Origin of the sequence: Pseudomonas sp. PDNC002, assembly GCF_016919445.1 — a bacterium.
GTDB lineage: Bacteria > Pseudomonadota > Gammaproteobacteria > Pseudomonadales > Pseudomonadaceae > Pseudomonas.
Map to the genome: position 1 here is coordinate 4,907,819 of NZ_CP070356.1, position 21,494 is coordinate 4,929,312.

Below are 21,494 nucleotides of genomic sequence, written 5' to 3' on the forward strand. Positions count from 1 at the left end.
GCCCTGCTATCCCGGCTTCTGTTCCGACTGCGGAGGACATGCCATGAGCTACGACTGGGATTTGATCGAACGCTTGCTGCTGCGCGCCCAGGAGTGCGCCGACGAACCCTACAAGGCCCGCGAATGCGGTGAGGAAGTGGCCGAGCAGCACCGGCTGCAAGGCGAGCCGCTGGACGAAAGCGTCGATCACCTGAAGAAGGTCGCCGGCGACCTGGAGGGCGACCTGTTCGCCAACGGCTACATCCAGGAGCGCCCACGCGACCACGGCGGCACCGGCAACAACTTCGAACTGACCGAGCGCGGCAACGAACTGCTCACGCTGATCAGCCGAGGCTTCCCCGATCACCTGGTATTCCGCCAGTTGCTCGACGAAAAAGGCGAAGCCGCGCTGATGCCGGAAACCTTCGACGCACTCGCCGAACGCGCCACGCGCGACCGCGTGAACGACCGCCCGGAGCGCTGATCGGCGCGCAGCCCGCCCGGCCTCCGCGCCGGGCTCAGGCCTTGGCGGGAAGCTCCATCACCATCTCGTGCCAGGCCATGCCGCCATGGTCGGACTCGGACGGCTTCACGTAGCGATACCCCATGCGCTCGTAGAGCGGGACATGGCGGTCCTTGCACATCAGGTGGATGGTGCGCTTGTGCATGTCCACCATTCGCTCGACGAAGGTGCGCATGAGCAGCGAGGCGAAGCCCTTGCCTTGCTGCGCAGGATCGATCACCACCGACATGATCACCACGTTCGGCGCAGCCGCATCGTGGCCGACCAGCTCCTTGAACGCCTCGTCGGACATCACCACCTCGAAGGCGCAGCCACCATTGATGAAACCGATCACCTGGCCGTCCAGCTCCATGATCAGGAAGCCTTCCGGGTATTGCGCGATGCGCGTGGCGATCTTCTCGCGGGTCGCCGCTTCGTCGCCTTCATAGGCGATGGTTTCGATCTCGAAGCAGCGGTCGGTGTCGGCGGGAGTGGCGGTGCGGAAGGTCGGGGCAGTCATCGGAGCAGTCCTGGCAGAGCGAAACAGGACGGCATGGTAAAGAAAAACCAACCCTCCCGTCCCGGCGCCCTGCCCTGCGGCTGGCGCGCGATCACCTTGACCTCGAAATCGAAGTCGTACCCCGCTGAACTGGAAAACGGCCACCACCGCATCGTCGGCTCCCTCTGGGCGTGCAGCGGCAGACCCCTGTCTGCGCCATGCGCCGCGCGACGAGAGCTTCGCGTGCTGGGCCACCCGGTGCTGACGATGGACGATGGACGATGGACGATGGAAACACCGTCTGATCCCGCGCTATCGTCCGACAAGGCTTGCTCTTTACATATGGATATCCGTATATTTGATTATCCATATATGAAGAGTCATCGCGATGATCACCCCGCCCGAAGTCTTCAAGAGCCTGTCCGACGAGACCCGCGCCCGCGCCACCCTGCTGATCGCCAGCCTGGGCGAACTGTGCGTCTGCGAACTGATGTGCGCCCTGGACGACAGCCAGCCGAAGATCAGCCGGCATCTGGCCCAGTTGCGCGGCAGCGGACTGCTGCTGGATCGCCGCCAGGGCCAATGGGTGTACTACCGCCTCAACCCGGACCTGCCCGACTGGGTGCATGGAATGCTCCAGGTGACGCTGCAGGCCAATGCCGACTGGCTACAGGACAACACCGTCCGCCTGCACAACATGGATGGCCGTCCGGTACGCGACGACGCCTGCTGCTAAGTCACCTTGAGCGAGTTCCCCATGCTGGTCGCCGTCGCGGTATTCGTTTTCACCCTCATCCTCGTCATCTGGCAGCCCAAAGGCCTCGGCGTCGGCTGGAGCGCAGCCTTCGGCGCGATCATCGCGCTGGCCGCGGGCGCGGTTTCCCTGCACGACATCCCGACCGTCTGGGCCATCGTGTGGAACGCCACCGCCACCTTCATCGCCGTCATCATCATCAGCCTGCTGCTGGATGAGGCCGGCTTCTTCGAATGGGCCGCCCTGCATGTCGCCCGCTGGGCGCGCGGCAGCGGCTACCGCCTGTTCGCCTTCTGCATCCTGCTGGGTGCCGCCGTCTCGGCGTTGTTCGCCAACGACGGCGCGGCACTGATCCTCACGCCCATCGTCATGTCGATGCTGCTCGCGCTGCGCTTCTCCCCTGCCGCGACCCTGGCCTTCGTCATGGCCGCCGGCTTCATCGCCGACACGGCGAGCCTGCCGCTGGTGGTCTCCAACCTGGTGAACATCGTCTCGGCAGACTACTTCGGCCTGGGTTTCGCCGAGTACGCCTCGGTGATGCTGCCGGTGAACCTCGCCAGCGTCGCGGCCACCCTGCTCGTGCTGTTCCTGTTCTTTCGCCGTGACCTGCCGCGCCACTACGCACTCGACGCACTGAAGGAGCCGAAGGCTGCAATCCACGACCGCGCCACCTTCATCGTCGGCTGGTGGACGCTGCTGCTTCTGCTGATCGGCCTGTTCGCCCTGGAACCTCTGGGCATCCCCATCAGCGCGGTGGCGGCGACCTGTGCGGCCATCCTGTTTGCCGTCGCCGCCCGTGGGCAGCGTATCTCCACCCGACGCGTACTGCGCGAGGCGCCGTGGCAGGTGGTGGTCTTCTCGCTGGGCATGTACCTGGTGGTCTACGGCCTGAAGAATGCCGGCCTCACGGACGTCCTCACCCACCTGCTCGACTGGCTGGCGGAGCGTGGCTTGTGGAGCGCCGCCATCGGCACCGGGCTGCTCTCCGCCCTGCTGTCCTCGGTCATGAACAACATGCCCAGCGTGCTGATCGGAGCCTTGTCGATCCAGGCCAGCGGCGCCGAAGGGCTGGTGCGCGAGGCGATGATCTACGCCAACGTCATCGGCTGCGATCTCGGCCCAAAGATCACGCCTATCGGCAGCCTCGCGACGCTGCTCTGGCTCCACGTCCTGGAGCGCAAGGGCATGCGCATCACCTGGGGTTACTACTTCAGGGTCGGCATCCTGCTGACCCTGCCCGTCCTGCTGATCACCCTGTCGGCCCTGGCCCTGCGCCTGAGCCTCTGACGTCCGCCACGAAGCGGAGGAGCCCTTTCATGCGAGTCCTGTTCATGTGCACGGCCAACAGCTGCCGCAGCATCCTCTCCGAAGCGATGTTCAACCACCTGGCTCCACAAGGATTCGAGGCGGTGAGCGCCGGCAGCTTTCCCAAGGGCCAGGTGTTGCCTCGCAGCCTGACGACCCTGCAGCAGGCCGGCATCTCCATCGCGGGCCTCAGCAGCAAAGGCAACGACGCCTTCGCGGACAACCCGCCGGACATCGTCATCACCGTCTGCGACAAGGCCGCCGGCGAGGCGTGCCCGGTGTACTTCGGCCCCGCGCTGAAATCCCACTGGGGCCTGGAAGATCCATCGGAAGCGACAGGTGACGAGGCGGCGGTGAACGCCGCCTTCCGCGCCACCCTCGCGCGCATCGAACAACGCTGCCGGGCCTTCTTCGCCCTGCCCTTCACCACACTCGAGCGCGCTGAACTCAAGCGCGAACTGGACCGCATCGGCACTCTCTGAGGAGGACACATGCCAGAACAACTGCCCAACCTCGACCTTTCCCTGTTCGACGTTTCCCCGCCGGCGGCGCGAACCAGCAGCCACCGGCCGCGCATCCTGCTGCTGCATGGCTCGACCCGCGATCGCTCCTTCAGCCGCCTGCTGGTGGAAGAAGCTGCGCGCCTGCTGCAACACTTCGGCGCCGAGACCCGCGTGTTCGATCCATCCGGCCTGCCGTTGCCCGACGACGCCCCCGTGGAGCATGCAAAAGTGCAGGAATTGCGCGAGCTGGTGCTCTGGTCAGAAGGCCAAGTCTGGTGTTCGCCTGAACGCCACGGCGCCCTGTCGGCGGTATTCAAGGCGCAGATCGACTGGATTCCCCTGGAGCTCGGCGCGATCCGTCCCACCCAGGGCAAGACACTGGCCGTGATGCAGGTCTGCGGCGGCTCGCAATCGTTCAACGTGGTCAACCAATTGCGCGTTCTGGGTCGCTGGATGCGCATGTTCACCATCCCCAACCAGTCCTCGGTGCCCAAGGCCTACCTGGAGTTCGACGACGCCGGGCGGATGAGACCCTCGCCCTATTACGACCGCGTCGTCGACGTGATGGAGGAGTTGGTGAAGTTCACCCTGCTGCTGCGCGACCGCCAGGAATTCCTGGTGGATCGCTACTCCGAGCGCAAGGAAAGCGCCGAGCAGTTGTCGGCGCGGATGAGCCAGGCCTCACTCTGAAGCAGGGGAAAAGCGACGGGGTGTTTCCCCACGGAGCACCTCGCCGCCGCCATCCAAGGACACGCGTCTCCGGCGATGTGGGTCCGCCGGGGAACGCTTTAGCCGAACTCAACCGGGAGCCTTTAGAAATCGTGCATTGAAGCGCGCCCTCGCGAACGGTGAGATGGGCAGGCAGCCAGCGCGCTGCCAACACCCACCGACAACAACGAAAAAGAGGTTCGCGCCCCATGCGCACGCTCATGAAGATCCTGGCCCTGACGACCACCACGCTCTTGGCTGCGCCGTTCGCAGCGCAGGCGGATGAAGCGCCCAAGGCGGATAGCGCCGCCTTCGTCGTACACAAGCTGACGGACTTCCTCTACGCCATCGGCGAGCCGAACTACTACCAGAAGAACTACTCGTACCTGCTGGTGGGCAAGGAGCAGGCGCTGATGTTCGACTCCGGCGCCAACCAGAAGGAAGACATCACCCAGGTGGCGCGAACCATCACCGACAAGCCGCTCTCGGTGCTGCCCTCGCACCTGCATTTCGACCACCTGGGCGGGCTGCACAACTTCCAGAGCATCTTCCTGCTGGATTCGCCCTTCACTCGCAAATTCAAGGGTTCCGATGGCCTCTACCACGTGCCGGAGCCGGTGTACCTGGGCAACATCGACCACATGACGCTGCCGCCCTTCAAGGTGGCGCGACTGGTCAAGCCCAACGAAGTGATCGACCTGGGCGGCCTCAAGGTGCGCCTGCTGAGCATGCCCGGCCATACACCGGACGAAGTGGCGCTGTATGACGAGGCGCACAACATCCTGCTGTCCGGCGATCATCTCTACCCATCCTGGCTGCTCGCGGGGAACCTGAAGGACTACGTCGCCTCGCTCTCCGCCACGCTCAAGGTAATCAACCCGCAGACAACGCTGTACGGCGCCCACGCCGACGAGGACCCGAGCAAGGTACCGGCCATGACCTACGCCGATGTGGTGGCGATCCGCGACAAGATGGTCCAGATCGAGGCCGGCCGCGCGAAGGGCGAGGCCTTCAGTGATCCTGAGCTGATCAGGAGTTCGGAGCTGTACAAGGTGGAGAAGGACATCAGCATCCTCACCGATATCCAGTTCACCGACGGACGTGGTTATGGGTACTGAGCGCTTCCGCGAAAGAGTCCCTCTCCCAGAGGGAGAGGGAATCGTTCGGCGCAGGTTGAAATCTTCGCGTCAGCCGGCACCGGCTGCCCCTTCTGCCTGAGGGCCAGGGTGAGGGGCATGCACAAGCGCCGATGATCCGCCTGGGGAGCGTGGTCCCTCCCGGACAGCTACTCGCCTATGGACAGCAACCACTCGATGAACGCCCGGATTTCCGGGCGTTCGCGCGTGGCCTCAGGGCATATGCAATAGTAGTTGTGTACCGCCGGCACCGAGATCGGTAGCGGCCGCACCAGGCGCCCTTCGTCGAGGTCACGGGCGGAAACGGTCTCATCGCTCAGCGCCACGCCGAAGCCATCACGCGCCGCCTGCAGCACCATGCCGAAATCCTCGAAATGGATATCCTCGGCGCCGCCCCGGCCGAAGCCCGCTTCGCTAAGCCATTGTTGCCACTGGCTGCCGTCGTCCTCATGCAGCAGGCGATGCCGCGCCAGGTCCGCCACCTCGTGGATGGCCCGAGGCCCGCGCAGGTATTGCGGGCTGCACACCGGCGTCATGCGGATGCCATGCAGCAGGCTCCACCAGAATCCCGGCCAGGGTGGCGTGCCGTAGATCACCGCGATGTCGGCGCGGCGCCAGTCCACCTGGGGCATTCCGGGAGCGGTAATCACGCTCACCCGCACCGAGCTCGATTCCTCCATGAAGCGCAACAACGGCCGGGTCAGCCACTCCACGCCTTCGGCCGGGGGAATCGACAGGCTGATCGCTACCCGCTCCTCCTGCCGAATGCCGGACTGCAGCGCCTGGACGGCCTCGGTGATCTCGCCCATGGCACTGGCCACACGCTTCTGCAATTCGCGCCCGCTGGCAGTCAGCACCCGTTGCCGGCCGCGCTTCTCGAACAGCTCCACGCCAAGGCTGGCCTGCAAGGCCTTGACCTGCTGACTGACCGCACCGGTGGTGACATGCAGTTCCACTGCCGCAGCCGCCAGGCTACCCAGGCGGGCCACGCTCTCGAACACCCTGAAGCTGTGCAGCGGTGGTAAGGCCATCTGTTGTCCATCCTGCCGGAACCGTGGCGGACGGTTATAGCAGGGCCGCCCGGCGGTTGGGAGCGCGACCAAGGACTGAGCACTCTCGATCACCGCTGGCCCGCAATTTGCGATGGCCTACGTACAGGTGCCGGCAAAGAAGCTTTCGAAGCTTTGCATGCAGCCAACTGGTGCTTTTGGATTCAGTCATGCACACATTTCGTGCAATCGATGCCGAGTCAGGATTTCATGCAGAACACCTATTGCAGAGCCATTCCCGAGCAAAAAACACATAACCGACCGGTCAGATTCCGGACCATCGGACATAAACATGTATACAAAACAGTGGATATTTCCCACGCACTTTGTCTACAGTGCTCGCACAACAAAAACAAGCGAGTCCTCAGCCATGAATGATCGTTCAGCTGTAGCGTCCGCCGGAGCACGCCCGGAAGACGAGAACCTCGGAATCGGCGCCAACCTGGCGTACGGCCTGCAACACGTTCTGACCATGTACGGCGGTATCGTCGCCGTCCCCCTGATCCTCGGCCAGGCGGCCGGGCTCTCCCCCAGCGAGATCGGCATGCTGATCGCCGCATCGCTGTTCGCCGGTGGCCTCGCCACCCTCCTGCAAACCCTCGGCATACCCTTCTTCGGCTGTCAGCTGCCGCTGGTGCAAGGCGTGTCCTTCGCCGGCGTGGCCACCATGATTGCCATCCTCGGCGGCGGCTATGAAGGCGGCGGCCTGCCGGCCGTACTCGGCGCGGTGATGGCAGCCTCGTTCATCGGCTTCCTGATCACGCCGATCTTCTCGCGCATCACCAAGTTCTTCCCGCCGCTGGTTACCGGCATCGTCATCACCACCATCGGCCTGACGCTGATGCCGGTGGCGGCGCGCTGGGCCATGGGCGGCAACTCCAGGGCACCGGACTTCGGCAGCATGGCCAACATTGGCCTGGCCGCGATGACCCTGGTGATCGTCCTGCTCCTGAGCAAGCTGGGCAGTTCCACCATCTCGCGCCTGTCGATCCTGCTGGCCATGGTGATCGGCACCGTCATCGCCGCCGCGCTGGGCATGACCGACTTCTCCCAGGTCACCGAAGGCCCGATGGTGGCGCTCCCCTCGCTGTTCCACTTCGGCCTGCCGACCTTCCATATCGCCGCCATCATCTCGATGCTGATCGTGATCATGGTGACCCTGGTGGAAACCTCGGCGGACATCCTCGCCGTGGGTGACATCATCGGCACCAAGGTCGACTCCAAGCGCCTGGGCAACGGCCTGCGCGCCGACATGGCGTCCAGCGTCATCGCGCCGGTCTTCGGCTCCTTCACCCAGAGCGCCTTCGCCCAGAACGTCGGGCTGGTGGCCGTGACCGGCGTGAAGAGCCGCTACGTGGTAGCCACCGGCGGCCTGATCCTGGTCACCCTCGGCCTGTTGCCGGTGATGGGCCGGGTGATCGCCGCGGTGCCGACCTCCGTCCTCGGTGGCGCCGGCATCGTGCTGTTCGGCACCGTCGCGGCCAGCGGCATCCGCACCCTGTCGAAGGTGGACTACCGCAACAACATGAACCTGATCATCGTCGCCACGTCCATCGGCTTCGGCATGATCCCGATCGCCGCGCCCAGCTTCTACGAGCACTTCCCCAGCTGGTTCGCCACCATCTTCCACTCCGGCATCAGCTCGGCGGCGATCATGGCCATCGCCCTGAACCTGCTGTTCAACCACATCAAGACCGGCAACTCGGACCAGCAATCGGTATTCGTCGCCGCCGAGGAACGCACCTTGCTCTACCGCGACATCGCCGCGCTGAACGAGGGTGACTACTTCCAGAACGGCAAGCTGTACGACGCCGAAGGCAACGAGGTGCCTGTGATCAGCGACGATCACGACGACCACCACGCACCGACGCCCAAGCGCTCCCTGCGCGAGGCGGAAAACAGCAGCGCATAAGTCGCCGGCAACAACGAAAAAGGCCCCTTTCGGGGCCTTTTTTCATGGGTTCTGGTCGATGAGTTTCCAGGTCTTCGGACCGACGATGCCATCCGCCACCAGGTCGTGGCGCCGCTGGAATTCCCGCAGCGCGGCCTCGGTCTGCGCACCGAAATGACCATCCTCCTCCACCCCGCAGGCGCGCTGCACCACCCGCACCAGATCGCCGATGGCACCACGACGCAGGGTCGGCCGCGGCGCCGATCCGGGCGGCGCATCCGGCTCCAGCGCCGGAATCATCGGCCGCAGGATCGCCGTGCCATCGAGGATCTCCCGGACCCTGGCGCGAAAAGCCGCCATGTCGAAATCCGGGTCGTTCTTGCGGCCCTTGGGCAATGCGTATTCCTTGTGCCCGGCACAGGCCTCTTCGCCCTGCCCCAGGTGCGCGAGGATCGCCGCTACGCCGCGCTGGTAGCTGTCCATCTGCACGTCGCTCCAGGCCTCGCCCAACCCGGTGTTTTCCGCCTCGATGCCGATGAAGCTGCTGTTGCCCGAACTGACGCCATCCCAGGTGCCCTTGCCGGCGTGGTTGCAGCGCCCGGCGGCGATCACGTAGTAGGTGCCGTCGCGCCCCAGGCCAAGCTGGGACAGCGGGCCGGGCAGGTCGCTACGGCCCTGGACCAGGGTCTTCAGGCTGGGCATGTTGCCGCCCTGCGGACCGGCAGTGTGATGGCAGATCACGCCCTGCACATGGCCCATCTCGCCCACGCCACGGCTGCTCCAGCCATCCACGCGGGCCACTTTCAGGCCGGCGGCTTCGAGCACGTCCGGCAACCAGATCAATGCGTAGGTCATGCCTGCACTCCTCCGCTGGCGGCGGGCAGATCCTCGTCCGCGGTCTCGTGTTCGATAGGGCAGTCGCAGCCGTCGACATCCACCGGGGATTCCACCGCGGTCCGCGCCGAGAGCCCGGTCATCGGGCCGTCCGTCACCGTGGGCGCCTCCAGCAGCGGCAACATCAGCGGCGCCGACTCGCCGCCGCCAGGGGGCGGATTGACCACCACCAGGCTCAGCGGACGCCCGGGCTCCAGGTCCTCCTCCAGCAACTGCACGGCCAGACGGGTGCTATCGCTCACCGTGGTTTCGCGACTCACGCCGTTGACCTGCACCACCGCGCCACGCACGAAGCCGGTGCCCTGCAGGCTGACGTACAACGACTGCACGTCCACCGCGCCCGGCTGCGCATCGGTGAGGGACGGAACCGGGTTGCCCAGGGCGTCCCGGCGCTTGTCCCCGCCCGTGGTGCGGAACAGGGTGTCGAACAGTTCACCCAGCTTGTCCGTGGCCTGCTTGGCGAACATGCCGGCAAGGCAGGCCATGCCGATCAGGCCATAGAGATTGACGTTCACCGCGCCATCGGCCTGCGCGGTCCCGCTGCCGACGGTGAGAAACCCGCCACGGATGATCAGGTAGAGCATCACCGCGAGGATCATGCCGATGAAGGGCTTGAGGATGTACCACCAGATCCAGCTGGCCATGAAGCGATCGTTGCCAACGAAATCGCCGAAGGACTTGGCGATATGCACGAAGCTGCCCAGGCCGCCGGCCACCATCACCATGACCAGCAGGCGCGCGTCCGGCCCCGGGCACCAGCCGAGCAGGCACTGGACCTCCGGGTCGCCTTCGTGGCCCGCGGGGGGGAACGCCGGATAATGCTGCGGCCACAGCGAAACCAGCAGCCAGGCCAGCAGGAGGGATAGGAAGATCAGGCCGGCGCCCATCGTCCATATCTGCATGTGGTTGGCGCGTCGACTCTTGGTCCGGGTATCCATAGGCACTCCAGGCAACGAGGGGGTTGGTCGAATCCCCTGTCGCGAAGCGCCACGGCATGCGCCAGCAAGCAGAGCCACGGGCGCAATCCGCGCTTTCGCACGGCTGACAGTGAAGCTCACGTTAGCGCAACGCAAAGGCTCTGCAAGAGGCCTTTGCGGGTATTTCGCAGGTGTCTCGGCGGTGATACGTAGCACCGCTGAAACACCCTCGCTGGAGCCCCCGGAATCAGGCCACTTCGGCCTCGTCGCGCGGCGCCTCCAGCAGTTCGATGAATGCCCGCAATGCGGGTGTGTCGGTGCCGCGCCGCCAGAACAGCCAGGTGGTCGCGCGCGCATGGTGCGGCGCCAGGCGATGGATCGCCACGTTGCGCCCCCCGGCCAGGCTGTCGAACATCGCTCGCGGGATGATCGCCACGCCACCGCCGGCGGCGATGCAGGCGAGCATGCCGTGATAGGACTCCATCTCAACGATCTTGCCCGGCACCACACGGTGCTCGGCGAACCAGCCCTCCAGGCGCTTGCGGTAGGAGCAGGTGTCGCGGAAGGCGAACACCGTCTCCCCCGCCACATCCCGCGCATCGTGCACCGGCGCATGGTGCCTGGCGCTCATCAGCACCAGCTCCTCGCGGTACACCGGCTTGCCGTCCAGTTGCGGGTGGTTGGCCGGGCCGTCGGCGAAGGCGGCGATGAAGCGCCCGGAAAGCACCCCGTCGATCATCTCGCCCGAGGGGCCGGTAGACAGATCCAGCTGTACCTTCGGGCATTGCTGGTGATAGCGCGCCAGCATCTCCGGGATGCGCACTGCCGCCGTACTCTCCATCGAGCCCAGGGAGAAGCCGCCATGGGGCTCGGCGCCCACCGCCACCTGCCTGGCCTCCTCGACCAGATCGAGGATGCGCTCGGCGTAATCGAGGAAGCTGCGCCCGGTCGGCGACAAACGGAGGCGCAGCTTTTCGCGAATGAACAACTCGGTGCCCAGCTCCGCTTCCAGCTGCTTGATCCGTGTAGTCAGGTTCGAAGGCACGCGATGTAGACGGGCCGCGGCGGCGGTGATGCTGCCTTCAGTAGCGACGGCGCGGACGATTTCCAGCTGGGTGAGATCCATCATTCTCTCCGAGAGAAGGAGTCTTTCTTGATTATTCATTTTACATGAATGATTGGGCATCTTAATTTCTGCGCCATCCCGGAGCCACCGCGCCCGGACGAACGACCGGCCTTGCGCCCTTACACAGAACAAGCAGGACTCACCATGAACCAGATCGCCGCCATCCCCGCTGCCATCTCCCGCAGCCCCGCCACCGGCCAGGAACTGGCCCGCTACACCTTCGAAGACGCCGCCCAGCTGGAAACCTCGCTGGCCCGCACCGATGCCGCGTTCCGCCAATGGCGCGACACCAGCATCGCCGAACGTGTCGCCGTGCTGCGCAAGATGGCCGAAGTGCTGCGCGCCAACGTCGAGCCGATGGCCCGCATGGAAGCCCAGGAAATGGGCATGCCGGTCACCCAGGCCCGTGGCGAGATCAACAAGTGCGCCAACCTCTGCGAGTGGTACGCCGACAACGGCCCGGCCATGCTCGAACACGAGAAGACCAGCATCGAAGGCGCGTACATTTCCTACCTGCCGCTGGGCCCGGTGCTGGCCGTGATGCCGTGGAACTTCCCCACCTGGCAGGTCATGCGCGGCGCGGTGAGCATCATCCTGGGCGGCAACACCTACGTGCTCAAGCACGCGCCGAACGTCATGGGCTGCGCCTATCAGCTGCGCGACGCCTGGCTGCAGGCCGGCCTGCCGGAAGGCGTGTTCGAGGTGCTGAACGTCGAGCCGCCGCTGGTTTCCAAGGCCATCGCCGATGACCGCATCGCCTCCATCGCCGTGACCGGCAGCGTCGGCGCGGGTGCCGCCATCGCTTCCCAGGCCGGTGCCGCGCTGAAGAAGTGCGTGCTGGAGCTGGGCGGTTCCGACGCCTTCATCGTGCTCGCCGACGCCGACCTCGACGCCGCCGTGAAGGCCGCTGTCGCCAGCCGCTTCGGCAACTGCGGCCAGGTGTGCATCGCCGCCAAGCGCATGATCCTCGAAGAATCCATCGCCCCGGCCTTCACCGAGAAGCTGCTGGCCGCGGTCAAGGCGCTGAAGATCGGCGACCCGCTGGCGGACGACACCTTCGTCGGCCCCATGGCCCGCTTCGACCTGCGCGACGAACTGGATGGCCAGGTACAGCAAGCCATCGCCGACGGCGCCACCCTGCTGCTGGGCGGCCACAAGCTCGACGGCGAAGGCAACTACTACGCGCCGACCGTGCTGGCCAACGTGAAGCCGGGCAACACCGCGTTCAAGAAGGAAATCTTCGGCCCCGTCGCCTCGCTGATCGTCGCCCGCGACGCCGAGCACGCCCTGGAACTGGCCAACGACAGCGAGTTCGGCCTCTCCGGCGCGATCTGGACCGCCGACAAGGCCAAGGCCCAGCACATGGCCCGTCGCCTGGTCAGCGGTGGCGTGTTCATCAACGGCTTCTCCGCTTCCGACCCCCGCGTACCGATCGGCGGCGTCAAGAAGAGCGGCTTCGGTCGCGAGCTGTCGCACTTCGGCCTGCGCGAGTTCACCAACCCGCAGACCGTTTGGATCGACCGCAAGTAAGCCGCTCTGAAAGCAGAAGGCCCCTCTATCGCCAAGCGGTAGCGGGGCCTTTTTCATGGGCGATGTGCCGTGCGTTTCGTTCAAGGCAGAAGGGCCTTTGCAGGGGCGGACTTCTTGCTCGCGAACAGAACCGGACCGAAGTCCGACCTCAAGCCGTAGGGCGCATAACCTGGAACAGGTTATCCGCCGGCTCATCCTTCGGCGGATAACGCTTGCGCGTTATGCGCCCTACAAGAACTTGAGGCGCTTCTGCATCAGGGCTTGGCCGTGCCCTTCTTCAGCTGCAGGAGCTCACGGGTGCTATGCCGCAGATTCTCGGCCAGGCTGCCCTGCTCGTTGAAGCAGTCCTCGACCAGCCAGCCGCCTGACGTGCGATGCAACAGCAGGCCAAGATCGCGGTCCTCCCCCGTCAGTGCATCCTTGAGTACCACCCGGGCCTTGATTCGTTCGTCGTCCACCGGGGCAAACTCCAGCGACTTCACCTTGATATCGCCCCAGTCCTGGCAATCGCACAGCGGGTCGCCACCGAGATAGCCCAGCTCGCCATCAGCGGCATCCTGGTCAGCCTTCATCAGGGCGATCAGCGAGGCGTCGTAGACGTCCTCTTCCTTCAGCGACTTGTTCGGCACACCCGGCCCGTCCGGCGAATAACTGGCGTACAGCTGGCGCAGGAAGCGCTCCGCACCAGCGGTGTCAGCCGCCGGCGTGGAAGCTGCGAGCGAAGTATCGAACAGCGTCAGCAGGATCAGCGACAGGGCAAAAGCGGATCGCAGGAAGGCCATGGGATTCTCCATCGAAGAGCCGAGCATTATGACTTGGCACGATCTGCAAAACCGTGACCGGCTCCCACCCTGGGTTTCTGCGCTCGGGTCGCCCCTCACCCTCTCCCTGGGGAGAGGGGACCGTTCGGTGCAAGATGAAACCTTGGCGTCAGCCGGTACAGACAGCCCCCTCTCCCCCGGGGAGAGGGCTGGGGTGAGGGAAAAACACAAGCACGAACCTGCAGAGAAAAGACAGTTGCTCCTACACCGGTCGATAGCCCTGGGCGAGCAGCCAGCCCTGGAAAGCTCGACGCCTTTCCGGTGGCAGGTCCGCGAGCACTTGCGCTTCCGGCTCCGCACGCAGGCGCCTTAGCCAGGGCGCCAGCTCGAGGCCGTCCAGATGCCAGATGCCCAGCGGCTGATCGGCGCTGACCACCACTTCCGCTTCGTCGACGAACTCGCCCTTCAGCACCGGAGCACGCTCGATACGCAGACTGGCAAAGTCTGCCGGCATGTGGCTGGGCTGCTCGTCCGGCCAGGTGCGACGAGCCTGCCAGAACGGCTGATCGGTCCACTGTGTTTCACTGGCATAGAAGTCGCGGCCAACCCGTGCAAAGCGCAGGAACAGCTGCTCCACCCGCTGTTGGTGAAAGCGCTTGGCCAGCCCGGCCCGTTCCGGCGCACGCAGCAGCGTGTTGATGACCAGCGGCGCCTGCAGCGCCGAAGACAGCGATTGGAAGATGCCATTGCCCGACAGCGGGTCCACCGCCATCGCCGCGTCGCCCACGCGAATCCAGTTGTTGCCACAGGCTTCCAGGCAGAGGATCGCCGTGCTGCTGCGGGCGTGCAGGTCCAGGTCGCGCTCTTCACCATCGCCGAAGAATCCACGTACCAGACTCGACGCGGCGCGGCGTTCGCGGCAGTAGTCCAGCAACTGCTCGCGCGGCGGCAACTGGCTGCTGGCGACGTCCAGGGTGAGCTGCCAGTAGCGGCGCCCATCCTCCAGCCGCGCCATCCACGCCCAGCCGTCGGGCAGGCTTTCCACCGCCGTCGCCAGCGGGCCGGGCTCGCCTTGCCAGCGATTGAGCAGGCTGAGGGTTTCCGGGCCGCGCCGGGCCTTCTCTCCCTTTTGACTCAGTGGCGCCTGGCGGCCACGGGCTTCGACGAGAAACGCTCCTCGCACCTCCCGGCCGCCTTCCAGCTTCACGCGCCAGCCGGTAACGTCTTCCGCCACGGCCAGCGCCCGGGCTTCGATCAACTGGACGCCAGCCACCTTCAGGTCCTCGCGCAGCCCGGCGTCGAAGCGCGGGCGATCGAGGACGCATTCGATGTTCTGCGCGCTTTCCACGCCATTCCAGTGCACGCGACGTTGCGACGGTGGCGCGGCGCAGTCCAGCGCATGTCGCAAGCCGGCATTGCGCAGGCCGTCGAGTACGCGCTGGGAGACACCTTCGACGGCCGCGAAGCGGCGCCATTCGCTGATCACGGTCACAGGGTGGCCGAGGCGGCGAAGACCTAGCGCGACGGCGGCTCCAGCCGGGCCGGCGCCGAGGATCAGGGTTGGGAGTTCGCTCATGCTCCGGCTGCCCTCACCCTAGCCCTCTCCCAGAGGGAGAGGGGACTGATCGGTGTGCATGGGAATCTCCGCGCACGCCGAGGGCTGCAGGAAAACCTCCATACTGAACGCTTGCAGAGGACAGCCCCCTCTCCCTCTGGGAGAGGGTTGGGGTGAGGGCAAAGAACCCCACCATGACTCACAAGCTCACCTTCCGCTCGATCCCCTGAAACGCCGCCCGCTCACGCATCACCTCAATGAGCTGCACATTGGAAAGCTCCGGCCGCTCCGCCAGCAATGCAGCCAGCCGCCCACAGAAAGCCGCACACCCCAGGCTAGCGCCAGAGCGCCCGGCCACCTTCACCGCCGCGCCAAAGTCCGCCTGCGGGCTGTCCAGCCAGGACCACTCGCCCTCACCGCACCGCGCATCACCCGTCACGCGGACCACGCCGGGATAGCTAGCCGGAAACACCGGCTCGCCCCGCGCCGGGCTGGACGCGCAAATCAGCACGCCTGCCTCGATCAGCTCCGCCACGGCATCGCGCAGAATGGGACGATCCTGGCGCACGCCCAGGCTCAGGTTGACCACCCGCACATCCTGCTCGCCGAGCCAGTGCAGTGCGGCGGCGATCTGCAAGGGGCTGGTCACGCCGCGTTCATCGAAAACCTGTGCAACGAGCAGATGGACATCCGGCGCATGGGAAAGAATGGCTTCGCAGACAGCGCTTCCGTGGCCAAGTAGATCAACCGACAGTGGCAGCAGGTCCAATCCATCATCGGAGAGACGGAAACACTGCCCACCTATGACCGAGCGGGTGTGTTCGACAGCGTGGCCACTATCGACCACCCCAACCCGCAGCTCAGGCCTCATGTCGCTGCACCGGCTGCGCTGCGCGCACGCGCATCTGTCCGTCCTGCAATTCCAGGTAAAGGTCGGCGGCAGCCAACGTCGAAGTACGGTGGCTGATCAGCAATCGCGTACGCCCGGCAAACAACTGGTCGATGGCCGCGATCACCTCGCGCTCGGTGCTCTCGTCCACCTGCGACGTGGCCTCGTCCAGCACCAAGATCAGCGGATCCTGCAGCAGTGCGCGGGCGATGGCGATGCGTTGCTTCTGTCCACCGGACAGCTGCTGGCCGCGCTCGCCCAGTGGGCTGTCGAGGCCTTCGGGCAGGCTGGCGATCAAGCTGTCCAGCTGCGCGGCGCGAGCGGCCTTCTCGATGGCCTCGCGGCTCGACTCGGGTGCGCTGTAGGCCAGGTTGTCGGCTAGGCTGCCGCGGAACAGCACGATGTCCTGGCTGACCACCGCCACGCGCCGGCGCAGGGCTTGCAGGTCCAGCTCACGCAAGTCGACGCCGTCGAGCAGGATGCGCCCCTGGTCAGGGTCGTAGAAGCGCTGCAACAGGTCGATCAGGGTGCTCTTGCCAACGCCGGAAGGGCCGCTCAGCGCGACCTTGAGGCCGGCAGGAATCACCGCCTGCACGTCCTGCAAAACGGCTTGCGCACGGCCTGGCCAGGCGTAGCTCAGGTTCTCCAGGCGCAGCTCGCCAACCGCAGGCATGGCACGTGGAGTGACCGGTGAAACAATGCTGGCTTCCTCGCCGCGCAGTTCCATCACCCGGCCAAGGCTGACGGTCATGCGCTGCAACGCAACGTACAGGCCGAGCAGGCTCTGCACCGGCCCGATGGCCATGCCCAGGTAAGTGGAAAAGGCGATCAGCGAACCCAGCTGCCACGTGCCCTGCACTACCCAGTACCCGCCAACCAGGAAGGCGCAGGCGCGGGACAGCGACATCAGCGTGCCCGGCACGGCCTGGGTGAAGAACTCGGTGAGTTGCAGCCGCAGCAGCTGACCCAGATAGCCCTGCCCCAGGCCTTCCAGGCGTCCGGCTTCGCGATTCTGCTGGCCGGCGGACTGGATGAACTTCATCGCCGGCAAGGTCTCGACGAAGAACGACGAAAGGTCCGCCGAACGCTCGCGCAGCCCACGCGCCTCGCGCTCGACCTTGCGCCGCATCCAGCGCAGCCAGAGCACATCCAGGGGAATCAGCAACGCCACCAGCAGCGACAGTTGCCAGGACAGCGTGAGCAGAAGAGCCAGCGCACCGATCAGCCCGATCACGCTGGAGACCGCGGAGAACAGCGAGTCCACGGCGAAGCGCTGGATTTCCGCGACGTCGCCGTCCAGCCGGGACATCAGGTCGCCGATGCGACGGCGGCCGAAGAAGCTCGGTGACAGGGTCTGCAGATGGCGATACAGAGCATCGCGCAGGGAGAACAGAATGCGCCCGGACAGGCGCGTGTGCAGGAAGCGGTTGAGCCCTGACAGCGCCGTACCCACCAGACCGACGACGATCATCGCCACGGCCACCGTCACCAGCACCGGGAAGTTCTTCGCCAGCAGGCCGTCGTCGATCAACGTCTTGGTCAGCCAGGGCTGCGCCAGCACCAGCAGTGAAGCGCAGAACGACAACCCGAGCAGTCCTGCAATGGCCAGCTTGTGCGGCTTCACGAATCCGTAGAGCCAGCGCAGCGAAGACTTGAGTTGCTGTGGGTCTTCGCTATCGATCAGGCGGGTGAAGAACATCAGCCCACCTTGAGTTGCTTGAGCTTGCGGTACAGCGTGGCGCGGCTGATGCCCAGCGCGTCGGCGGCGGCGGAGACGTTGCCCTGGTGACGTTCCAGCGCCTGGCGGATCAGCTCCAGTTCGTTCTCGCGAATGCTGCCGCTCTGCGGGCGTTCGCCGACGCTGAGTTCGTCCAGGGTGCTGTCGGGCAAGTGGTCGAGGCTCAGCTCCTCCTCGCCCTCTTCGCGCATGGCCAGCGCAGTGCGCAGGACCATTTCCAGCTGGCGGATGTTGCCCGGCCAGTGGTATTCGCGCAGCAGGCCGAGCAGTTCGGCGGAGAGCTTCACCTTGGGTGCGCCCAGGCGTGCCAGTAGACCGCTGGCGAGTTCGGCGAGGTCATCACGCTCGCGCAGCGCCGGCAGCTTCACGCTGATGCCGTTGACGCGGTAGTAGAGGTCCTCGCGGAAGTGTTTCTCTTCGACCAGGCGCTTGAGGTCGCGGTGAGTGGCGCAGATCAGCGCGACGTCGATGTCCTGCTCTTCACCTGCACCCAGCGGCGCTACTTTGCGCTCCTGTAGCACGCGCAGCAGGCGCGCTTGCAGCGCCAGCGGCATATCGCCGATTTCGTCGAGGAACAGCGTGCCGCCGTGGGCCTGTTGCAGCCGGCCGACCATGCCGCCACGCCGCGATCCGGTGAAGGCGCCGTCGCGGTAGCCGAAGAGTTCGGATTCGATCAGGCCTTCGGGAATCGCCGCGCAGTTCACCGCGACGAAGGGTTTGTCGCTGCGCGCGCTGGCCTGGTGCAGGGCGCGGGCGACTACTTCCTTGCCGCTGCCGGTTTCGCCCAGCAACAGAACCGGCAGTTCGTTCACCAACCCCTGACGCGCCATGCGCAGGGCACGGGCATAGCGCGGGTGATTGCCGGCAAGGGCTTCGAGTTCGGGACCAGCCGCCGGGCGCGGTGCACGCGTACTGACCGGCACCGCGTGGCTGCGCAGCGGCGCCTGCAGGGTCTTGTAGAACAGCTCGCCCTTGGGCGTCTGCAGGCTGCCCACGCCGCCCTGGTAAAGCCGCGCGATAAGCTGCTCGCCGCGCAGGCCGAGGAAATCTTCACTGCGCCGGCCAACGAGGGCCTCGCGATTGGCGCCGAGCAACTGGCAGGCCTGGCCGCTGACGGCCAGCACCTTACCGTCCAGCCCCAGCGCCAGCAGGCCCTGCCAGGCGGAATCGAGGTACTGGCGACGGTAATGGAAGGCGATCACCACCTGCCCCGGATGGCTGACGGCAAACAGCCGCGCCTCGATCTGGAACACCGCCAGGCTGAGCAGCGAGAGGCTTTCCCGCGGGCCGGACAGCGGGCCTTCGCGGGTCATATCGAGCACGCCGAGCAGGGTGCCCTGCGGCCCTTCGATGGGTACCGAGGTGCAGGAGAAGCGGCTCAGGCGGTCGAGGAAGTGTTCGCCACAGTCGATCTGCGTGGCGCGCTTTTCCACCAGCGCGGTGCCCAGTGCATTGGTGCCACGGGAGGCTTCGCTCCAGCAGGCGCCCTGGACAATGTCGGCCAGGCCCTTGCTCTGCATGCGTTCGCGCGCGCCTTCGACGGAAAGAATGGTGGCATCGGCATTGGCCAGGATGATCACGCCGTCGTGGCCCTGGCGCTGCTGCAGGTAGTCGAGTTCGGGGGTGGCGGCGTCGAGCAGCAGGCGGTTGCCGGCCAGCAGCACGTCAGGTTTGACCCGCGTGTCGAGGCCATGCTCGGTGCCGTTGGAGCAGTCCAGGCCGTGGTCGAGACTGCGCCGCCAGGAGGCGTCGATCTCCTCGCGGAGCACGCCGCTGGGCACTTCGCCCTCCTGTTGCAGGTGTTCACGGGCAAGGTGGGCTTCGCGCAGCAGATCGCTGCTTATTGTTCTTGTAGTCATGCATCGCTCCGGTAGGTTCCGGGCCCTCTTTCAGGGCACGGAACTCGCAGGCTGGTCAGGGCTGTGTACACCCGCAGGCGGCGTCCGTAAAGGGGAAGCCCCCGGCAGGAAGGTTAGCCCCCGCAAGCAAGGCAATTCCCGCGCCAGTAAACCTTCCCGTGCCGCCTTCGCGTCGTATTGACAGTGACCCAAGGTAGGTTTACGTTAACGTAAAGGTAAACAACCGAGCAAGAGCATTCCATGCCCACTACCTACACCATCTCCGAGCTGGCCCGCGAACTGGACGTCACCACCCGCGCCATCCGCTTCTACGAGGAGCAGGAAATGCTCAGCCCCGAGCGCCGTGGCCAGGAGCGCATCTACAGCGCGAAGGACCTGGTGGCCTTGAAGCTGATCCTGCGCGGCAAGCGCATCGGCTTCTCGCTGGCCGAGTGCAAGGAGCTGATCGACCTCTACGACCCCAGCAGCGGCAACACCAAGCAGTTGCAGACCTTCCTCGACAAGATCACCGCGCGCCGCGCGCAGCTGGAACAGCAGTTGCTCGACATCGAGCAGATGAAACTGGAACTGGACACGGCCGAGGAGCGCTGCCTGGCGGCCATGGCCGAGACCGACAAACCCCGCAAGCAGCGCGCCACGAGCTGATCTCGCCGCCCTGCCCGCTCCCTCATCCGAATATAAATACAAGTACAGGTGATTCCATGAGCTACCCCTCCCTCAACTTCGGCCTCGGCGAAACCATCGACATGCTGCGCGAGCAGGTGCAGGGCTTCGTCGCCAGCGAACTCGCCCCGCGCGCCGCGCAGATCGATTCCGACAACCTGTTCCCCGCGGACATGTGGAAGAAGTTCGGCGACATGGGCCTGCTCGGCATCACCGTCGCGGAGGAATACGGCGGCGCCAACATGGGTTACCTGGCCCACGTCATCGCCATCGAGGAAATCAGCCGTGGCTCGGCGTCGGTCGGCCTGTCCTACGGCGCGCACTCCAACCTGTGCGTCAACCAGATCAAGCGCAACGGCAACGCCGAGCAGAAGGCCAAGTACCTGCCCAAGCTGATCAGCGGCGAGCACATCGGCGCCCTGGCCATGAGCGAGCCCAACGCCGGCTCCGACGTGGTGTCGATGAAACTGCGCGCCGAGAAGCGCGGCGATCGCTTCGTCCTCAATGGCAGCAAGACCTGGATCACCAACGGCCCGGACGCCAACACCTACGTGATCTACGCCAAGACCGAGCCGGAGAAAGGTGCCCACGGTATCACCGCGTTCATCGTCGAGCGCGACTGGAAAGGCTTCAGCCGTGGCAGCAAGTTCGACAAGCTGGGCATGCGCGGCTCCAACACCTGCGAGCTGTTCTTCGATGACGTGGAAGTGCCGGAAGAGAACGTGCTGGGCGCCGTCAACGGTGGCGTGAAGGTGCTGATGAGCGGCCTGGACTACGAGCGCGTGGTCCTCGCCGGCGGCCCGATCGGCATCATGCAGGCCTGCATGGACGTGATCGTCCCCTACATCCACGACCGCAAGCAGTTCGGCCAGAGCATCGGCGAGTTCCAGCTGATCCAGGGCAAGGTCGCCGACATGTACACCCAGCTCAACGCCAGCCGTGCCTACCTCTATGCCGTGGCCCAGGCCTGCGACCGTGGCGAGACCACCCGCAAGGACGCCGCCGGGGTGATCCTATACACCGCCGAGCGCGCCACCCAGATGGCCCTGGACGCCATCCAGATTCTCGGTGGCAACGGCTACATCAACGAGTTCCCCACCGGCCGCCTGCTGCGCGACGCCAAGCTCTACGAGATCGGCGCCGGCACCAGCGAAATCCGCCGCATGCTGATCGGCCGCGAGCTGTTCAACGAGACCCGCTGAGCCCACCCGCTCCTGCCCGACCGTAGGAGCGGAC

Annotated in this window: 20 protein-coding genes; 10 read left to right on the forward strand and 10 right to left on the reverse strand. The window is 65.6% G+C overall.

Annotation, left to right across the window (positions count from 1 at the left end; all coding sequences use genetic code 11):
- Nucleotides 1-43: 43 nt before the first annotated feature.
- Nucleotides 44-463 (forward strand): transcriptional regulator, encoded by a 420-nt coding sequence (locus JVX91_RS22075; RefSeq protein WP_205336254.1) that lies wholly within the window; start codon nucleotides 44-46, stop codon nucleotides 461-463.
- A 34-nt stretch (nucleotides 464-497) separates the two neighbouring features.
- Here the strand turns inward: JVX91_RS22075 and JVX91_RS22080 are convergent, their stop codons facing one another.
- Nucleotides 498-1,001, reverse strand: coding sequence for a GNAT family N-acetyltransferase (locus JVX91_RS22080; protein WP_205336255.1), 504 nt, complete (start codon nucleotides 999-1,001; stop codon nucleotides 498-500).
- 367 nt (nucleotides 1,002-1,368) lie between these two features.
- Between JVX91_RS22080 and JVX91_RS22085 the strand changes: the two genes are divergently transcribed.
- The 5 genes from JVX91_RS22085 (at nucleotide 1,369) to JVX91_RS22105 (ending at nucleotide 5,368) form a co-directional block, all read left to right on the forward strand.
- Nucleotides 1,369-1,716, forward strand: a complete 348-nt coding sequence (locus JVX91_RS22085) for a metalloregulator ArsR/SmtB family transcription factor (protein WP_205336256.1) — start codon at nucleotides 1,369-1,371, stop codon at nucleotides 1,714-1,716.
- 21 nt (nucleotides 1,717-1,737) lie between these two features.
- Nucleotides 1,738-3,021 carry an arsenic transporter gene (locus JVX91_RS22090; RefSeq protein ID WP_205336257.1) on the forward strand — a complete coding sequence of 428 codons (1,284 nt, stop codon included), beginning with the start codon at nucleotides 1,738-1,740 and terminating at the stop codon, nucleotides 3,019-3,021.
- Nucleotides 3,022-3,050: 29 nt separating this feature from the next.
- Nucleotides 3,051-3,521 carry an arsenate reductase ArsC gene (locus JVX91_RS22095; RefSeq protein ID WP_205336258.1) on the forward strand — a complete coding sequence of 157 codons (471 nt, stop codon included), beginning with the start codon at nucleotides 3,051-3,053 and terminating at the stop codon, nucleotides 3,519-3,521.
- A 9-nt stretch (nucleotides 3,522-3,530) separates the two neighbouring features.
- The gene (arsH, locus tag JVX91_RS22100; protein WP_205336259.1) at nucleotides 3,531-4,232 is read left to right on the forward strand and encodes an arsenical resistance protein ArsH; all 702 of its coding nucleotides are present in this window, start codon (nucleotides 3,531-3,533) and stop codon (nucleotides 4,230-4,232) included.
- 227 nt (nucleotides 4,233-4,459) lie between these two features.
- On the forward strand, nucleotides 4,460-5,368 hold the full coding sequence (locus JVX91_RS22105; RefSeq protein ID WP_205336260.1) for an MBL fold metallo-hydrolase: 909 nt from the start codon (nucleotides 4,460-4,462) through the stop codon (nucleotides 5,366-5,368).
- 167 nt (nucleotides 5,369-5,535) lie between these two features.
- Here the strand turns inward: JVX91_RS22105 and JVX91_RS22110 are convergent, their stop codons facing one another.
- Nucleotides 5,536-6,417, reverse strand: a complete 882-nt coding sequence (locus tag JVX91_RS22110; RefSeq protein WP_205336261.1) for a LysR substrate-binding domain-containing protein — start codon at nucleotides 6,415-6,417, stop codon at nucleotides 5,536-5,538.
- A 388-nt stretch (nucleotides 6,418-6,805) separates the two neighbouring features.
- Between JVX91_RS22110 and JVX91_RS22115 the strand changes: the two genes are divergently transcribed.
- Complete coding sequence (locus JVX91_RS22115) at nucleotides 6,806-8,347, forward strand: nucleobase:cation symporter-2 family protein (RefSeq protein WP_205336262.1); 1,542 nt, start codon at nucleotides 6,806-6,808, stop codon at nucleotides 8,345-8,347.
- A gap of 42 nt (nucleotides 8,348-8,389) precedes the next feature.
- Here the strand turns inward: JVX91_RS22115 and JVX91_RS22120 are convergent, their stop codons facing one another.
- The 3 genes from JVX91_RS22120 to JVX91_RS22130 form a co-directional block, all read right to left on the reverse strand.
- Nucleotides 8,390-9,181, reverse strand: coding sequence for an N-acetylmuramoyl-L-alanine amidase (locus tag JVX91_RS22120; protein WP_205336263.1), 792 nt, complete (start codon nucleotides 9,179-9,181; stop codon nucleotides 8,390-8,392).
- The gene (locus tag JVX91_RS22125; protein ID WP_205336264.1) at nucleotides 9,178-10,158 is read right to left on the reverse strand and encodes a hypothetical protein; all 981 of its coding nucleotides are present in this window, start codon (nucleotides 10,156-10,158) and stop codon (nucleotides 9,178-9,180) included. The genes JVX91_RS22120 and JVX91_RS22125 overlap by 4 nt, the downstream gene beginning before the upstream one ends.
- A 226-nt stretch (nucleotides 10,159-10,384) precedes the next feature.
- Nucleotides 10,385-11,263, reverse strand: a complete 879-nt coding sequence (locus JVX91_RS22130; RefSeq protein ID WP_205336265.1) for a LysR family transcriptional regulator — start codon at nucleotides 11,261-11,263, stop codon at nucleotides 10,385-10,387.
- A gap of 144 nt (nucleotides 11,264-11,407) precedes the next feature.
- Between JVX91_RS22130 and JVX91_RS22135 the strand changes: the two genes are divergently transcribed.
- Complete coding sequence (locus JVX91_RS22135) at nucleotides 11,408-12,793, forward strand: NAD-dependent succinate-semialdehyde dehydrogenase (protein ID WP_205336266.1); 1,386 nt, start codon at nucleotides 11,408-11,410, stop codon at nucleotides 12,791-12,793.
- A gap of 254 nt (nucleotides 12,794-13,047) precedes the next feature.
- Here JVX91_RS22135 and JVX91_RS22140 read toward each other — a convergent pair whose 3' ends face one another.
- From JVX91_RS22140 to JVX91_RS22160, 5 genes are all read right to left on the reverse strand, one after another.
- On the reverse strand, nucleotides 13,048-13,575 hold the full coding sequence (locus JVX91_RS22140; protein WP_205336267.1) for a DUF3828 domain-containing protein: 528 nt from the start codon (nucleotides 13,573-13,575) through the stop codon (nucleotides 13,048-13,050).
- Nucleotides 13,576-13,816: 241 nt separating this feature from the next.
- Nucleotides 13,817-15,130: an FAD-dependent monooxygenase gene (locus JVX91_RS22145; protein WP_205336268.1), complete on the reverse strand. Its 1,314-nt coding sequence runs from the start codon at nucleotides 15,128-15,130 to the stop codon at nucleotides 13,817-13,819.
- A gap of 178 nt (nucleotides 15,131-15,308) precedes the next feature.
- Nucleotides 15,309-15,980 carry a S8 family serine peptidase gene (locus JVX91_RS22150; protein WP_205336269.1) on the reverse strand — a complete coding sequence of 224 codons (672 nt, stop codon included), beginning with the start codon at nucleotides 15,978-15,980 and terminating at the stop codon, nucleotides 15,309-15,311.
- On the reverse strand, nucleotides 15,970-17,697 hold the full coding sequence (locus tag JVX91_RS22155; protein WP_205336270.1) for an ABC transporter ATP-binding protein: 1,728 nt from the start codon (nucleotides 17,695-17,697) through the stop codon (nucleotides 15,970-15,972). The genes JVX91_RS22150 and JVX91_RS22155 overlap by 11 nt, the downstream gene beginning before the upstream one ends.
- Nucleotides 17,697-19,595 (reverse strand): sigma-54-dependent Fis family transcriptional regulator, encoded by a 1,899-nt coding sequence (locus tag JVX91_RS22160; protein ID WP_205336271.1) that lies wholly within the window; start codon nucleotides 19,593-19,595, stop codon nucleotides 17,697-17,699. The genes JVX91_RS22155 and JVX91_RS22160 overlap by 1 nt, the downstream gene beginning before the upstream one ends.
- 240 nt (nucleotides 19,596-19,835) lie before the next feature.
- Between JVX91_RS22160 and JVX91_RS22165 the strand changes: the two genes are divergently transcribed.
- Entirely contained in the window at nucleotides 19,836-20,240 is a 405-nt protein-coding gene (locus tag JVX91_RS22165) for a MerR family DNA-binding transcriptional regulator (RefSeq protein WP_205336272.1), read from the forward strand.
- Between the two features lie 56 nt (nucleotides 20,241-20,296).
- Nucleotides 20,297-21,460 (forward strand): isovaleryl-CoA dehydrogenase, encoded by a 1,164-nt coding sequence (locus JVX91_RS22170; RefSeq protein WP_169937816.1) that lies wholly within the window; start codon nucleotides 20,297-20,299, stop codon nucleotides 21,458-21,460.
- Nucleotides 21,461-21,494 lie beyond the last annotated feature (34 nt).

What these genes read in the sequence shown, in the direction of transcription:
- JVX91_RS22145 (WP_205336268.1), bottom strand. Translation starts at nt 15,130, where the DNA reads ATGAGCGAACTCCCAACCCTGATCCTCGGCGCCGGCCCGGCTGGAGCC.
- JVX91_RS22110 (WP_205336261.1), bottom strand. Translation starts at nt 6,417, where the DNA reads ATGGCCTTACCACCGCTGCACAGCTTCAGGGTGTTCGAGAGCGTGGCC.
- JVX91_RS22160 (WP_205336271.1), bottom strand. Translation starts at nt 19,595, where the DNA reads ATGACTACAAGAACAATAAGCAGCGATCTGCTGCGCGAAGCCCACCTT.
- JVX91_RS22130 (WP_205336265.1), bottom strand. Translation starts at nt 11,263, where the DNA reads ATGGATCTCACCCAGCTGGAAATCGTCCGCGCCGTCGCTACTGAAGGC.
- JVX91_RS22080 (WP_205336255.1), bottom strand. Translation starts at nt 1,001, where the DNA reads ATGACTGCCCCGACCTTCCGCACCGCCACTCCCGCCGACACCGACCGC.
- JVX91_RS22085 (WP_205336256.1), top strand. Translation starts at nt 1,369, where the DNA reads ATGATCACCCCGCCCGAAGTCTTCAAGAGCCTGTCCGACGAGACCCGC.
- JVX91_RS22125 (WP_205336264.1), bottom strand. Translation starts at nt 10,158, where the DNA reads ATGGATACCCGGACCAAGAGTCGACGCGCCAACCACATGCAGATATGG.
- JVX91_RS22095 (WP_205336258.1), top strand. Translation starts at nt 3,051, where the DNA reads ATGCGAGTCCTGTTCATGTGCACGGCCAACAGCTGCCGCAGCATCCTC.
- JVX91_RS22105 (WP_205336260.1), top strand. Translation starts at nt 4,460, where the DNA reads ATGCGCACGCTCATGAAGATCCTGGCCCTGACGACCACCACGCTCTTG.
- JVX91_RS22120 (WP_205336263.1), bottom strand. Translation starts at nt 9,181, where the DNA reads ATGACCTACGCATTGATCTGGTTGCCGGACGTGCTCGAAGCCGCCGGC.
- JVX91_RS22115 (WP_205336262.1), top strand. Translation starts at nt 6,806, where the DNA reads ATGAATGATCGTTCAGCTGTAGCGTCCGCCGGAGCACGCCCGGAAGAC.
- JVX91_RS22155 (WP_205336270.1), bottom strand. Translation starts at nt 17,697, where the DNA reads ATGTTCTTCACCCGCCTGATCGATAGCGAAGACCCACAGCAACTCAAG.
- JVX91_RS22140 (WP_205336267.1), bottom strand. Translation starts at nt 13,575, where the DNA reads ATGGCCTTCCTGCGATCCGCTTTTGCCCTGTCGCTGATCCTGCTGACG.
- arsH (WP_205336259.1), top strand. Translation starts at nt 3,531, where the DNA reads ATGCCAGAACAACTGCCCAACCTCGACCTTTCCCTGTTCGACGTTTCC.
- JVX91_RS22150 (WP_205336269.1), bottom strand. Translation starts at nt 15,980, where the DNA reads ATGAGGCCTGAGCTGCGGGTTGGGGTGGTCGATAGTGGCCACGCTGTC.
- JVX91_RS22135 (WP_205336266.1), top strand. Translation starts at nt 11,408, where the DNA reads ATGAACCAGATCGCCGCCATCCCCGCTGCCATCTCCCGCAGCCCCGCC.
- JVX91_RS22090 (WP_205336257.1), top strand. Translation starts at nt 1,738, where the DNA reads ATGCTGGTCGCCGTCGCGGTATTCGTTTTCACCCTCATCCTCGTCATC.
- JVX91_RS22170 (WP_169937816.1), top strand. Translation starts at nt 20,297, where the DNA reads ATGAGCTACCCCTCCCTCAACTTCGGCCTCGGCGAAACCATCGACATG.
- JVX91_RS22075 (WP_205336254.1), top strand. Translation starts at nt 44, where the DNA reads ATGAGCTACGACTGGGATTTGATCGAACGCTTGCTGCTGCGCGCCCAG.
- JVX91_RS22165 (WP_205336272.1), top strand. Translation starts at nt 19,836, where the DNA reads ATGCCCACTACCTACACCATCTCCGAGCTGGCCCGCGAACTGGACGTC.